The 13890-nt window shown below is 64.4% G+C and carries 13 protein-coding genes and 2 pseudogenes; 3 read left to right on the top strand and 12 right to left on the bottom strand.

Annotated features, from left to right (window positions below):
• Positions 1 to 276: 276 nt before the first annotated feature.
• The 8 genes and pseudogenes from CKV91_RS01455 to rpmB form a co-directional block, all read right to left on the bottom strand.
• Positions 277 to 1488: pseudogene (locus tag CKV91_RS01455) on the bottom strand (allantoate amidohydrolase); the annotation flags it as partial.
• Entirely contained in the window at positions 1485 to 3494 is a 2010-nt protein-coding gene (locus tag CKV91_RS01450; RefSeq protein WP_095140914.1) for a urocanate hydratase, read from the bottom strand. The pseudogene CKV91_RS01455 and the gene CKV91_RS01450, both read right to left, overlap by 4 nt.
• 290 nt (positions 3495 to 3784) lie before the next feature.
• A complete protein-coding gene (locus tag CKV91_RS09305; RefSeq protein ID WP_155944866.1) occupies positions 3785 to 3982 on the bottom strand; it encodes a hypothetical protein in 198 nt (65 codons plus the stop codon).
• A gap of 358 nt (positions 3983 to 4340) precedes the next feature.
• Positions 4341 to 4706: an FKBP-type peptidyl-prolyl cis-trans isomerase gene (locus CKV91_RS01440; RefSeq protein ID WP_021105175.1), complete on the bottom strand. Its 366-nt coding sequence runs from the start codon at positions 4704 to 4706 to the stop codon at positions 4341 to 4343.
• Positions 4707 to 4884: 178 nt separating this feature from the next.
• Positions 4885 to 5055, bottom strand: coding sequence for a 50S ribosomal protein L32 (rpmF, locus tag CKV91_RS01435; protein WP_021103992.1), 171 nt, complete (start codon positions 5053 to 5055; stop codon positions 4885 to 4887).
• Positions 5056 to 5059: 4 nt separating this feature from the next.
• A complete protein-coding gene (gene rpsN / locus CKV91_RS01430) occupies positions 5060 to 5320 on the bottom strand; it encodes a 30S ribosomal protein S14 (RefSeq protein ID WP_462675107.1) in 261 nt (86 codons plus the stop codon).
• A 44-nt stretch (positions 5321 to 5364) separates the two neighbouring features.
• Positions 5365 to 5535, bottom strand: a complete 171-nt coding sequence (gene rpmG / locus CKV91_RS01425; protein ID WP_021105173.1) for a 50S ribosomal protein L33 — start codon at positions 5533 to 5535, stop codon at positions 5365 to 5367.
• Positions 5535 to 5770, bottom strand: a pseudogene (gene rpmB / locus CKV91_RS01420) (50S ribosomal protein L28). The gene rpmG and the pseudogene rpmB overlap by 1 nt, the downstream one beginning before the upstream one ends.
• An 87-nt stretch (positions 5771 to 5857) precedes the next feature.
• Between rpmB and CKV91_RS01415 the strand changes: the two are divergent.
• Positions 5858 to 6103: a type B 50S ribosomal protein L31 gene (locus tag CKV91_RS01415; protein WP_021105172.1), complete on the top strand. Its 246-nt coding sequence runs from the start codon at positions 5858 to 5860 to the stop codon at positions 6101 to 6103.
• Between the two features lie 548 nt (positions 6104 to 6651).
• On the opposite strand, the gene CKV91_RS01410 is transcribed toward CKV91_RS01415, so the two are convergent.
• Together CKV91_RS01410 and CKV91_RS01405 are read right to left on the bottom strand one after the other, a co-directional pair.
• Entirely contained in the window at positions 6652 to 7416 is a 765-nt protein-coding gene (locus CKV91_RS01410; protein ID WP_021105171.1) for a YaaA family protein, read from the bottom strand.
• 24 nt (positions 7417 to 7440) lie between these two features.
• Positions 7441 to 8223 (bottom strand): IclR family transcriptional regulator, encoded by a 783-nt coding sequence (locus CKV91_RS01405; RefSeq protein WP_021105170.1) that lies wholly within the window; start codon positions 8221 to 8223, stop codon positions 7441 to 7443.
• Between the two features lie 762 nt (positions 8224 to 8985).
• On the opposite strand from CKV91_RS01405, the gene CKV91_RS01400 reads away from it, so the two are divergent.
• Positions 8986 to 9714 (top strand): 6-carboxyhexanoate--CoA ligase, encoded by a 729-nt coding sequence (locus CKV91_RS01400; protein WP_036957048.1) that lies wholly within the window; start codon positions 8986 to 8988, stop codon positions 9712 to 9714.
• A gap of 568 nt (positions 9715 to 10282) precedes the next feature.
• Positions 10283 to 11449: an aminotransferase class I/II-fold pyridoxal phosphate-dependent enzyme gene (locus CKV91_RS01390; protein WP_065860362.1), complete on the top strand. Its 1167-nt coding sequence runs from the start codon at positions 10283 to 10285 to the stop codon at positions 11447 to 11449.
• A gap of 350 nt (positions 11450 to 11799) precedes the next feature.
• Here CKV91_RS01390 and CKV91_RS01385 read toward each other — a convergent pair whose 3' ends face one another.
• A complete protein-coding gene (locus CKV91_RS01385) occupies positions 11800 to 12870 on the bottom strand; it encodes an ABC transporter ATP-binding protein (RefSeq protein WP_021105166.1) in 1071 nt (356 codons plus the stop codon).
• Complete coding sequence (locus CKV91_RS01380; RefSeq protein WP_065860363.1) at positions 12857 to 13885, bottom strand: ABC transporter ATP-binding protein; 1029 nt, start codon at positions 13883 to 13885, stop codon at positions 12857 to 12859. Before CKV91_RS01380 ends, CKV91_RS01385 begins: the two co-directional genes overlap by 14 nt.
• Positions 13886 to 13890 lie beyond the last annotated feature (5 nt).

Genomic DNA, 13890 nt, shown 5'->3' with positions numbered 1-13890 from the left:
GTCCGGGTCCCGTGTGATCCGGTCTTCTCCCAGTAGAACCTGCTGGTGTGTTTTGCGTCCACGCATGCTCACCCCGGGCTCGATCGGTCAGTCCTGGCCTGGTGCCCAGCATGTGGAGTAGGGGTGTGCTTTGATGCTGCATGACGCCTCGACTGCCTTCCGGCTTGATGCCCAGCCGGCAGCGCTCCCACGGCTGGGCATCCTCGACACGCCTCACCCGTGGTTGGTGCCCAGCCCCTCGGTTCGACAGGAATTCCCTGCTGCCACACCGTTGAGCATCACGTCCTTGAGCACGGCCGCCAGCCCTCGTGCCCCGGCGCGGCAGTCCTCGTCGGTGGCGCACTCGGTGGGGGTGTGCGAGGACCCGGTGGGATTGCGCACGAAAACCATCGCTGTGGGCACCTCGGCGGCCAGCACGGCGGCGTCGTGGCCCGCCCCGGTGGACAGTATCGGCGTCTTCCCGATCGTCTCCTCGAGCACCTTCTGCACACGTGCGGTGAGACTCGCGTCAAACTCGGTGCGTGGGGTGAGGGACTCTCGCTGCCAACTCACCTGGCACCCCTCCGCCTCGGCGGCTTGCTGGGAGGCAGCAGTGATGGCGTCGACGACGCAAGTGAGCATCTCGTCGGTCTCGGTGCGACAGTCCAGCCAGCAGGTGGCGCGTCCGGCGATGACGTTGGTGCCGCCGGGCTCCAGCTGGGTACGGCCGATGGTGGCGACGGCATGCGGATCACCGGACTTGGCCACCGTTCGACGGGCCGCGACGATGGTCTGCGCCAGGGGGATCGTCGGGTCGTGACGAAACGGCAGCAAGGTGGTGCCAGCATGATCGCTGACGCCGGTGAATGTCGCCCGACGCCGGGTGTGGGGGCGTACCGCGCTGGCCACGGCCAACGGATGTCCCATGTCCACCAGCGCCCGACCCTGTTCGACGTGCAGTTCGATCATGGCTCCGGCCTGCTGAGCCCAGTCGCTGGTGCCGAGCTCGTCGGGGTCCAGGCCGGCCGCACGCCATGCCTCAGCCAGGGTGCCACCGTCACGACACGGCAGCTCTCGGGCCCGAGTCGGTTCCAACTGCCCGCTGGCCAACCGAGACCCCAGGCAGGGCATGTCGAACCGGCCGCCCTCCTCGTCGGTCCACACGACGACACCCACAGGTACTCGCGGCTCGACACCTGTCTCCTGCAGCATGTTCACTGCTGCCAGGGCGCTCGCCACCCCCAGCGGCCCGTCCAACTCGCCGCCGCCGGGCACCGAGTCCAGGTGCGACCCGGTGAGGATCGCTCCCGGTCCGGGCTCGCCCCACCAGGCGACGAGATTGGCGTTGGCGTCGCGGGTGAGGGTGAGCCCCAGCGAGCGTGCCGTGGTGGTGAACCAGGAACGCAGCCTGGTGTCGACCTCGGTGAGCGAGAATCGCCAGTAGGAACCGTCCTCGGCCCGGCCCAGATCGTGAATCTGCGCTAGGAGCTCCACCACGTCCAGGCTCACTGTGGCACCACCTTGTCGATGACCTCCTCGTCGACGAGATAGGGCAGGGTGATGTGGCCTTGCGGATTCTCCTGGTTGAAGGCCCTCGCCGTCTCGACGGAGTGCTCGTTGCGTGCCCAACCGCGTCGCGCCACCCCGCACATGACGTCCCACAGCAACCCACTGCGGATGACGGCGTCCACTCGCTCCGACCCGTCGAGCACCAGCCCGAAACCACCATTGATGGCATTGCCGATTCCCGTGCCGCCGCCATTGTGCAGGGTCACCAGGCTCATGCCACGTGCTGCATTGCCGGCGAAGCACTGGGTGGCCATGTCCGCCATGACGTTGGAACCGTCCTTGATGTTCGCGGTCTCGCGGAAGGGGGAGTCGGTGCCGGACACGTCGTGGTGGTCGCGGCCCAGCATGACCGGGCCGATCTCGCCGTTGCGCACCATCTCGTTGAACCGCAACGCGATGTCCCTACGGCCCTTGGCGTCCTGGTAGAGGATTCGGGCCTGGGTGCCGACGACGAGGTCGTTGGCCTCGGCGTCCCGAATCCAGATGTAGTTGTCGCGATCCTGACCGCGGCGATTCGGGTCGATGCAGCTCATTGCAGCCTGGTCGGTGGCGACGAGGTCCTCGTGACGGCCCGACAGGCACACCCAGCGGAAGGGGCCGTAGCCGTAGTCGAAGAGCTCGGGGCCCATGATGTCCTCGACGTAGGAGGGCCAGATGAACCCGTTGCGGTTGTCGCCGTCCTTGGCGATCTCGGTGACACCGGACTCGTAGATGGCGTTCATGAAGGCGTTGCCGTAGTCGAAGAAGTACGTGCCGCGCTCGGTGAGGGTGCGCACCAGCTCGAAGTGCTTGCGCAGGGTGGCGTCGACCCGGCGGCGGTACTCGTCACGGTCGGTGGCCAGCAGCTCGGTGCGTTGTTCGAAACTCAGCCCCTGGGGGCAGTAGCCGCCGTCATAGGCTGCATGGCAGCTTGTCTGGTCGGACAGTAGCGGGATGTCGATGTCGTGGTCGACGGCGTACTGCAGCAGGTCGACGATGTTGCCGTGGTAGGCGATGGAGATCGGGGTGCGCTCGGCGATGTGTTTCTGCGCCAGGGCGAAGACCTCGTCGAGGTCCTCGGAGACGTGCCCCACCCAGCCCTGGTCGAGACGGGTCTGGATGCGCGACATGTCGACCTCGGCGATGATTCCGACGGCGTGGGCGATCTCGGCAGCCTTGGGTTGGGCCCCGGACATTCCGCCCAGTCCCGACGACACGAAGAGCACTCCTGAGAGGTCACCGTCAGCGGGGATCCCGAGACGGATGCGCCCGGCGTTGAGGATGGTGTTGAAGGTGCCGTGGACGATGCCCTGCGGGCCGATGTACATCCATCCGCCGGCGGTCATCTGGCCGTAGTTGGCGACTCCCATCTCCTCACAGATCTCCCAGTCCCTCTGGTTGTCGAAGCGGCCGACCATGAGCCCATTGGTGATGATGACGCGTGGGGCCTCCGGGCGCGACGGGAACAGGCCCAGCGGGTGACCGCTCATGACGACCAGGGTGGTGTCCTCGGTGAGCTGCTCGAGGTATTTCTTGATGAGTCGGTACTGCAGCCAGTTCTGGCAGACGCTGCCGGTTTCGCCATAGGTGACGAGTTCGTAGGGATACAGCGCGACGTCGAAGTCGAGGTTGTTGTCGATCTGCACCTGGAAGGCCTTGCCCTCGGTGCACCGGCCTTCGTACTCGTCGATGGGACGGCCCTTGATGTGACCGGCTGGGCGCCACCGATAGGCGTAGATGCGGCCGTAGGTGCGCAGCTCCTCGAGGAACTCCGGAGCAGCCTTTTCATGCAGTTCTGAAGGCAGATAGCGCAGGGCATTGCGCAGCGCGGTGCGGGTCTGCTCGTCGGTGAGCCGGAATCCACGTGAGGGGGCACGACGGATGCCCGGCTCGAAGACGGGGTCCGGCGGGTATTCGGCGTCGAGGCGGATGGTCATGGCCTCGGCGGCGCTGCTGTTGTCATACATGGTCAGCTCCCTCAGATGTTGTCAGGTCGTGGGGTCGCGTGTGAGATGTGCCGGTGGTGGGCCACGGTGGGATGCCCGACCGGTGTCGTCTCCACGTTGAGACATTTTTGACGGTACCACCGGGATGGCGTCACTGTTGTGCATGGCGACGATGTGACCCGATGCTTTTTGACGCTGGTGACCGGATGTGGCGGTGCGTGCTGTTCCTGCAGACCTCGGGGCAGCAGATCCTGGAGCAGGAGAGAGTCTCGGATGCTCGTGGGTCCCTGCGGGGCCACGGGGCCCGACGGTCAACCGATGCCGGGTGTTCTTGTTGGCGTGGACCCCTGCAGGCAGAGGTCACGGTGCCAGGCGATGTGCTGGGCTGGACGCTTGGCGGCGTTCATCGCCGAGGCCCTGTCGGGATCGGGAAGCCCGGCTCCGGGGCGCTGGGGAGCTTGCTCGTTGGGGTTTCCCCTGCCACCACGCGGAATGAGCAGGTCGACCAATCGACCAGTGGAGGGCCTTGTCCGCTGGGGTTTCCCACCAAGAGCCTGTGGTGAGGCGGGTGGGGTGGTGTCGAGTGGGCGATTTTTGATACCTCGGGGGTGGTGAGGTCTCTTGTGTGCCGGGTCGATCGGCGTGCTGACATTTTTGAACACGAACTTCTGAGCTCGATGGTGGGCGTCCTGGGCACGGTAGCGGGCGGCTCTGCAGGTTTCGGTGTTTTTCGGACGACCATGTCGAGGATGGCGGGGCCAACACGGTGACTGGTGACAACGCCTTACACGGCAGCGTCCGTACCCACGATGGGTACGGACGCTGCCGTGGTTCGCGACGTGAGGCCGCAGATTCAGTGTTCTGGACTCAGATGACGTTGACGAGGTCGCAGACGAAAATCAGCGTCTCACCGCCGGCGATGACACCGGGAATGCCCTGCGGGCCGTATGCCAGATCTTGGGGGATGACGAGTCGGCGTCGTCCGCCCACCTTCATGCCCTGCACACCGTCATCCCACCCGGGAATCACCTGACCGGCTCCCAGTTGGAAGGTCAACGGCTCTCCGCGGTCCCACGACGAATCGAATTCGCGACCGGTACTCAGGGCCACTCCGACGTAGTGCACCTCAACGAGGTTGCCGGCAGAGGCCTCGGGGCCGTCACCGACAGTGATGTCGTCGAGGACGAGCTCGTCGGGGGCGGAATCGGGCAGGGTGACTTCAGGCTTGCTCATGACGACAACCCTAGAGGATTCCCGGTCACACGCCGGTTAATCAACAATTCTGTCGCGACCGGGCTGGTGCTGACATTTTTGTTCACCAACCCTCAGAGCACGGCCCCGCAGCGAGGTCTCGCCACCTGGAGGCCTGCCATGAGGAACTGCAGGATCGGTGCTGAACCAACCGATCCGATCAGTCGTCGGGAGAGATCAGTCCGCAGCGGTAGGCCTTGGCCAAGTGTTGTGGCACCCGCATGCTTCTGCCGCCGATGTGAATCTCCACCAGTCTGGGGGCTGAGGCCTTCCACTGTGCCCGCCGGTGGCGGGTGGTTGAACGGGATTTCTTGCGCTTGGGTACTGCCATGTTCTCACCAACTTGACTTCGTGATTCCGGGAAGTTCGCCGCGGTGTGCCATCTCGCGGAACCGGATACGAGACACTCCTGCCTTACCGACGTAGCCACGGGGGCGTCCGTCGATCTGGTCGCGGTTGCGCAGCCGCACCGGTGACGAGTCTCGCGGCAGGGCGGACAATGCGCGGGACGCCTCCATCCGCTCGTCCAGTGTGGCTGTTGACGATTTGATGATGGCCTTGAGCTCGGCACGCCGGTCGGCATACTTGGCCACCATCTTCTTGCGTCTTGCCTGTGCGGCGATCTTGGACTTCTTGGCCATCAGCGGGTCTCCTTGAACTCGACGTGGCGGCGCGCGATGGGGTCGAATTTTCGCAGGACGAGGCGATTTGGTGTGTTGCGACGATTCTTGCGGGTGACGTAGGTGTAGCCAGTTCCGGCAGCCGAGCGCAGCTTGATGATGGATCGCAGCTGTGTGGATTTCTTGGCCATCAGATCCTCTCTCCTCGAGTGAGCATTTCGGCAACGACGACGTCGATGCCGCGCCGATCGATTTCCTTCATCGCCTTGGGGTCAGGGTGAGGGTGATTCGCCTACCCAGCGACGGAACCCAGTAGCACTTCCGCTGGATGTTGGGGTTCCAACGGCGTCTGGTGCGGCGTTGGGAATGTGAGACGTTGTTGCCGAATCCAGGTCTGGTGCCGCGGACCTGACAGCGTCGGGACAGGGGAGCTCCTGTCACAGTATCTTACATATGAGAATCATTATCATATAGTACTGGTGGCGAGACACAACTCATGCTGGAAGGACGACGATGAAACAGGGCATCCATCCCGGCTACCACTCGGTGGTCTTTCGAGACATCTCAGCGGGCATGACCTTTCTCACGAGATCGACTGCCACCAGTTCCAAACACATCGGGGAGGACGGCAACACCTACCCCCTCATCGATGTCGACATCACCTCAGCCAGCCACCCCTTCTACACCGGGCGAGCCAAGATCATCGACACCTCTGGTCAGGTGGAGAGATTCAACCGACGCTACGGCAGGAACACATGAGCGAGGTTGGACCTGTTCTCCTGAGGCATGGGAGAAGGATCTGGCTCTCCAAGACGAGGAGGATCCGTCAACCTGTTCCTCCAGGGGTGCCTCACAGCAATGTGCTGGGCCGGGAATTCCGCCGAATGCTGTCCCGGGCGCTTGACCTGGACGGGTCTTCGTGAGCTGGGGGTCGCCACTGACGTTGGATTCGCAGAGCGGCAGGACCCACCAGCTCGAATGATCCGTCAGAATCCCCTCGCTCCCGGACAGTGCGTCAGTATTGTGCGGTGAGGAGTGCCGGGCTGACATTTTTGTTCACCGGCGCTCAGGGGCACTCTGCCGAGGTGTGAACACTCGCAGCATTCACAGGCCGTGCCACTGGCGAAATCATGGATGGATCTGCCAGCGAGCACATGAGCCTCGTCCAGTGGGGGAGCTCGCTCAGTTGTGCAATAGGGTCAGAAAGGCTGGGCCCCACCTCGGCATGCGCTCAATTTGGGGATCGGGTCCCCGTGAGGGCCATGTCATGTACCTCAGCTGGTGAGGTCGACCTTGCATTCCGGGAGTCATTCCCCCTTGCGGAACACTGGAACTTCTGGTGTGGAGCCTTCCACGTGGTATCGCCAGCCGACGTCGAAGTTCTTGAGGGCGCCGGGGGTGCGTACCCGGTTGCGTACCAACCATCCGGCCATGAGTCCTCGAGCCGTCTTGGCGGTGAAGGAGATGACCTTCCAACGGCCCTGCCGATCCCGGGACTCAAAACGCGGCGAGATGACGGTGGCGTCGATGCCCCTGACCGGACGGAAGTACTCAGCGGAGGCCAGATTGACGATGACCTTTGCGCCAGGTGACTCGGCAAGGTCGGCTTCGAGCAACATGCGAATGCGTTCGCCCCACCAGTCCACCAAGGTCGACCCGCGATCGGTGTGCAGAGCAGTTCCCATCTCCAGACGATATGGCTGGATGCGGTCGAGCGGGCGAAGCACGCCGTACAGACCGGAGAGGATACGCAGTACCTTCTGTGCCTCGGTCCAGTCCCGAGTGGTGAAGAGGTGCGGCTCCATACCGCGGTAAACGGCTCCGTTGAAGGTGGTGGCGGCCGGCCGGGCTTCATCGGGGGTGCCGGGCTGGAAGTTGCGGTAGCGCTCCACGTTGAGGGTGGCGATCTCCTCGGAGACGCCCATGAGCATGCGCAGATCCGCGGACGTCTTCCCCGCCATGATCGTGGCCAGACTGGTTGCGTCGTCGAGCATGCGGGGCTCAGTCGTCTGGTGGCCAGGGGTTGGGCTTCGTAGGTCCAGTGACTTGGCAGGAGAGATGAGGGTGAGCATTGGGCCTGGTCCAGTGGTGTGGTTTCACAGGGATGATGCCAACGGCTTGGGATGGCTGTTGGTGGGGGACGCATGGTCAGTGGTGGGTTGAGCTGCCTCGGCCCGGGCGGACGGTCGGTGTGTTCTCTGTCGCCGGCGCCGGTGGGGTGGATTGTCGCCAATGAGCTTGGACAGAGACGCTGCGCAGGATGCCACCATCGTGCCGTATCGGGTGGTGAGTTCGTGGTTGAGGTGGCAGGAGGGGATGACCATGCTCAGTGCAGCGATGACCTCATCGTGCAAGGTGATGGGGGCTGCGATGCCGACGACGTCCTTCTCCACGCCTGAGGTGATGACGGCATAGCGTGCCTGCCCGATGCGTCCGGTGAGTACAGCTCCGGCGGCGCTCGTCTCCAACGAGATGGACTGGCCCTCCCAGGATCGATGCTGGATGGCGCGAATGCCCGGTACGAGGGCCAGATAGATGGCCCGGTCATGATGTCGCACCGAGAGATACACCGACTCGCCAGTCTCGGCAGCCAGCTGGGTCATCGTTGGGCGGCACAAGCGACGTAGCGAGTTGTCGGCAAGCACCCGACCGGATACGCGGATGAGCTCGGGGCCCACGTCGTACAAGCCGTCGGGGGTACGTGAGAGGTAGCCACTTTCCGTGAGTGTGCGCAGCAGCCGCAGGGCGCTTGACGGTGCCAGTCCTGCAGAGCGGGCAGCTTCACTGAGTGTGATACCCGGATGATCACATACGGCGGTGAGCAGGTCGAGCGCACGGTCCACCGACCGAATGGTTGGCGTGGTTGATGTGGTGGTCACTGGTACTCCAACTGTGAGGCGACTTTGCCAATATGCCGAATCTATCTCCCACAGTGTGGAAAGGTGTCGGATTCCTGTCCGTGATGCACATTTCTGACGTTTCAGGCCCCGTTCGGTCACCACAGTGACGAAGGCGGGTCGCAGCTGACAAAAATTGACGCTCCCGAGGCAGAACGATCATGAGAGGGGAGATCAGTCTGGCCTGGTGGCAAGGCATGGTGTGAGATCGGTCTGGTGGCAAGACATGAGGGGCGAGATTGCTCTGGTGGCAAGAATTGTCCGGCATGGCGATGCGGTCCTGGGCTCTGTCTGGTCGAAAGTGTCACGAAGCGTGAGGGCCATGAGCCAAAGCTGCTGGCAGGGAAGACCGGTCCGGGAAACTGCGGCGAGATGGGGTCCGCTTCGGCGAGTGGGGCGCGGCACGGTGATGCTGTCATGGGGAGTGAACATTTTTGTCAGCTGATCCCCGTTGTGAGTCTGGGGAGCGGCGCGGCTTCACCCACCTGACGAAAATCGTCACCTGCCGGGTGCTGGAGGCAGTCACATGATGTGTGGTCGGTCGGTCTGATGAAAATTGTCAGGTGTGTCAGGTGAAGGGGGCAGCCGAGGGGGAGTGGGGAGTGTCAGGTGGGTAAAGCGGTAGGTGAGAACCGCGGCTCCCGGCCTGGCTGGCAACCATGTCCACCATGGGACGGGCAGCACAGGCGGATCATGCACCACCCCAGCTGAACGCTGTTAAGTTGCCTCTCGTATCATGACGCCGTGCCTCTCTACAGTGTGAAAATGCGCGCCAGCGCGGCTGACCGACATGTTTCTGGAGCCGAGCGGATCGTGGACGAGAACGAGGTGGCCCAGCTGTGCGCCGACATGGGGCATCGGGCACTCGCTCACCCCAAGGCGACCCCGGATGAGATCCACCTCACCGTAAGACGGATCGACATGAGTGAACTCGTGCGAGTGCCTTTTCTGCCCACGACCGTGCTGCCCACCGCCTCACCCCAGGATGCCAGGGACACCGTCGTGACGGCTCTGGCTCCGCTGACCGAGCACGCGCAACGGGCGTGGATGCTGCTCACCGAAGCCCGGGACATGCGTGGCGCAATACTTCTGGACGCCGCCACCGGCCAGCGGCTGGAGCCTGACCAGCAACGCGGGGTGCGGGTGACGAGCATGGACGCGGCGAGGTCCAACCCGATCGGCGGAAAGCACCGGGTGCTCGAGGCGCAGGTGCTTGCTGCGAAGGTTGCCCACCGCCCCGACGTGCTCGCCGAGATCTGCATCTCCGACGACCCGGACTACACGACGGGCTACCTCGCCACCGCACAACACGGTTACCAGCGCATCCCCCACATCAAGGAGCCCGGGTCCGCCCGGGGCGGGCGCGTCTTCCTCGTCCGGGGAGACGACGTGGCAGGACTCATCGAGTACCTGGAACACACCCCGGTGGTCGTCGAGGGTGACGGAGTTGATGGTGGGGTTTCGACAACGTGAGGTGAGGCTACGCATCATTTTCGAGCGAGTAGGCGAAGTCGTGTCCCGCCCCTTGAGCGGGCAACTGCAGCGAGACAGTGAACAAATGCAGCTGGCAGACGTGACGTGAGTCATTCTGGTGATCATGTCCTCGGGCAGGTGACAATTTTTGTCATGCCAGCAATTCCTGACGCACTGCAACGATTCCCCACGCGCCGGGGATCCATCCGTGGGGCAGTGGTGAGTGCAGCGTCGAGCCTGTCTAGGACCCGATCGTTTGGATCCATCCGGGGCAATGGGGGGGGGAGTGGACCGTTCAGTTGCCGGTCAGGGTGCTGGGATGTCGGGCAGGGGCTGGTCTTCATCCTCGGGGCAGTGCGGCAGAAACATCGGTGCCATCATCATGAAGGGCTTCTGGCCCCCATCCTCAGGGCGGTGAGCCTGAGTTCCCTCGGATGATGAGCCTGAATCGTTGAGGCTGACGGATGGTATCCGTGGCACCCGTCCCGGCAGCGGGACGAGAAGCATCGGCAGCAGGTACGCAGAGGTGGAGCAGGCAGTGAGTTGGAGCGCAGAAGGGAAGAATCGCATGACGTGGATCGAGGACGCAGCCACGCACACGGTGCTGGACTGGCAGCGACGTGGGTTGGAGCGTCACCCGGCGACGTTCTCCTCACCCCAGACTCCCCGTGCCATCGTTGACGGTGAGCCCAGGATCCTGTTCAGTTCCTCGAACTATCTTGGTCTTGCCGAACGCAGCGAAGTCATCGGGGCAGCGCGTCAGGCCATTCGGACCTTCGGTGTCGGGTCGGGCGGATCGCGGCTGGCCACCGGGACGAGCACCGCACATGAGCTGGTCGAGAGTACCCTCGCGGCCTTCCTGGACTACCCAGATGCGATCCTGTTCGGTTCTGGATTCGCCGCGAACACCGGCGTGCTCCACGCTCTGGCCGAGCCCGGGGTGCGAATCTTCTCCGACGCCAGCAACCACGCCAGCCTCATCGACGGATGCCGGTTGGCGAGGTCACACGGCGCCGAGGTGACGGTTTTCCCGCACGGCGATCTCGCTGCGTTGCAGGCCATGCTGGTCGAGGCGAACGGGCAACGGTGTCTCGTCGTCACCGACGGAGTGTTCTCGATGGACGGCACCCTTGCACCACTGCCGGAACTCACGGAGCTGTGCCGCCGCTTCGGGGCTGCACTCATGGTTGACGACGCCCACGGTCTGGGCACCGTCGGTGCCACTGGGCGAGGAATCGTCGAGCATTTCGGCATGCAGCAGGATCCGCCCGACGTCCTCGTCGTCACTGGGTCGAAGGCGCTCGGTGCCGAGGGTGGGGCGGTACTCGCCAGTGAGTCGGTGATTGCCATGTTGCGTCAGCGTGCCCGGCCCTACGTGTACTCCACCGCCCCGAGCCCTGCAGTCTGTGCCGCTCTGACGGCTGCTCTGGACGTGCTCGACGGTCCGAACAGCCCGGTTCCAGATCTGCACCGCAATGTCAGCCGGATGGCCACCCGGCTGGGACTCAACAGCTGGCCCACCCCCATCGTCCCGGTGGCGGTCGGTGACGAGACGGCTTCCGTCCAGGCGGCTCATGAGCTGGGGGAACAAGGTTGGTTCGTCCCTGCGATGCGGTGGCCGACGGTGCCCAGGAGCCGGGCGATCCTGCGCGTCACCGTCATGGCCACCCACACCGACGATCAGATCGACGGGCTCGCTGACGCCCTTGCCCGTCTGGGCCTGCCGCGCACCTGAGGTCCTTCTGCAGGTCTCGCCGTAATGACCACCTGGGCCTGCACCGAGATGTCCAGGGCTGGGGCTTGTCACACACGACGACCTTGGGGTGATACTGCGGGTACCCCGATGTGTTGACGCTGGCCACCGCAGAGCTGGTGGAGGTGAGGGTTCTGGAGATTCGGCTACCTGTTCCTCCTGATTCCGCAGCTCCGTGAAGCGACAGCTCCTGAGCCCGGGAGTCTTGGGGCTCGACAGTCCCACATTCACCCGCGTCCCACGAACGTCGCTGGGGTGCGGTGGGGTGAGCGACTCGGTTCCCCGGCCTCAGGGGCCGCTCAACGTTCCTCTGGGACTGATCCGCCCCAGCATCACCCCTTGAGATCGTCGGAGGTGATGTCCAGCGACGCCTTGTCGAAGAGGGCGGAGAAATGGCACCGGCACAGGTGCTCCCCGGCCCCGTCACTGCGCGGCAGCAACTCGGTGTCGTCGGTGGCACATTTGTCCTGGGCCCGCCAACACCTGGTGTGGAATCGGCAGCCGGCCGGCGGATTGGCCGGGGAGGGCACGTCGCCGTGCAGGATGATCTGCTGACGCGTGCCGCGCATCTCGGGATCGGGCACCGGCACCGCAGACATGAGCGCCTGGGTGTACGGATGGATCGTGCGCTCGTAGATCTGGTGCTCGTCGCCCATCTCCATGATCCGCCCCAGGTACATCACGGCCACCCGATCGGAGATGTGGCGCACCACCGACAGGTCGTGGGCGATGAAGATGTACGACAGTCCGAGGTCCTTCTGCAGGTCCTGCAACAGGTTGACCACTTGGGCCTGCACCGAGACGTCCAGGGCCGAGACGGGCTCGTCACACACGATGACCTTGGGGTTGAGCGCGATGCCGCGGGCAATCCCGATGCGTTGACGCTGGCCACCGGAGAACTGGTGGGGGTAACGATTGATGTGCTCGGGGTTGAGCCCCACCAGGTCGAGCAGCTCCTTGACCCGCTCGCGGCGCTTGTTGCGGGGGACGACGTCTGGGTGGATGAGGAACGGCTCACCGATGATGTCCCCGACCGTCTTGCGTGGATCCAGCGAGGTGTACGGGTCCTGGAAGACTATCTGGATGTTGCGGCGCAGCTTGCGCATCTGCGCACCCCTGGCGTGGGTGACGTCCTGGCCGTCGAAGACGATGCTTCCCTCGGTGGGTTGCTCCAGGGCGACGAGCAGCCGTCCCAGGGTGGACTTTCCGCATCCGGACTCACCGACCACACCCAGGGTTTCACCGGGGTAGAGGTCGAAGCTCACCCCGTCCACCGCCTTGACGCTGCCGACCGTGTGCTTGATGATGCCGGACTTGAGCGGGTAGTGCTTCTTGAGGTCACGAACCGACAGGATGGGCTCGCGGGCCGACTGGGTGGGTTTGCGGAATTCAGGCTCGCTCATGGAGCACCTCCTCGGTGTGGTGGCAGGCGCTGAGACGGCCGGGGGCCACCTCGTGGAACTCGGGGGCGGCTCCCACCCGGCACTCGTCGGTGGCGAACCGGCACCGCGGGTGGAACGAGCACCCGGCGGGCAGATCCGTCAGGGACGGCGGCAGCCCGCCGATGGCGAAGAGTTTGTCGCCGTGCTGGTCCAGCCGCGGGATCGAGTCGATGAGTCCGACGGTGTACGGGTGCGCCGGATTCGAGTACAGCCGGTGGACGTCGGAGTGCTCGACCAGCCGTCCGCAGTACATGACGGCGATGTCGTCGGCCACGTCGGCGACGACGCCCAGGTCGTGGGTGATGAGGATGAGGCCCATGTCGTCCTCGTCCTGCAACTCCTTGAGCAGGGTCATGATCTGGGCCTGCACCGTCACGTCGAGGGCGGTGGTGGGCTCGTCGGCGATGAGCACTCGCGGGTTGAGGGCGATCGCCATGGCGATCATGATGCGCTGACGCATACCGCCGGAGAACTGGTGCGGGTAGTTGCCGGCACGCTGCCTGGCGGCCGGGATGCGCACCCGCTCCATGAGCCGTACCGCCTGCTCCAGCGAGTCGGACCTGTTCATCCTGCGGTGCTGACGGAACATCTCGGCGATCTGCCAGCCCACCGGGAACACCGGGTTGAGGGCGGACAGGGCGTCCTGGAAGATCATCGCGATGTGTTCACCGCGAATGTCCTGCATCGTCCTGGCAGGCGCAGTGAGCAGCTCCATGCCGCAGTACGTGATCGATCCGCCGGTGATGTGGGCCGGGGGAGTGTCGAGAATGCCCATGATCGCCTGGGCCGTCACCGATTTCCCGGAGCCGGACTCACCGAGGATGGCCAGGGTCTCGCGCTCGCGCAGTGAGAAGTTCACGCCGTTGATGGCCTTGGCGATGCCGTCGCGGGTGCGGAACTCGACGTGCAGGTCGTCGACCTCGAGAAGTTTTCCGTCCACCGGGTCAAGTTGCAGACGTGCCTTGGACAGTGCCATGTCGT

Origin of the sequence: Cutibacterium granulosum, from assembly GCF_900186975.1 — a bacterium.
GTDB classification, from domain to species: Bacteria; Actinomycetota; Actinomycetes; order Propionibacteriales; family Propionibacteriaceae; genus Cutibacterium; species Cutibacterium granulosum.
Note: the sequence above shows the minus strand (reverse complement) of the source record. Positions and strands in the feature narration are given on the sequence as shown.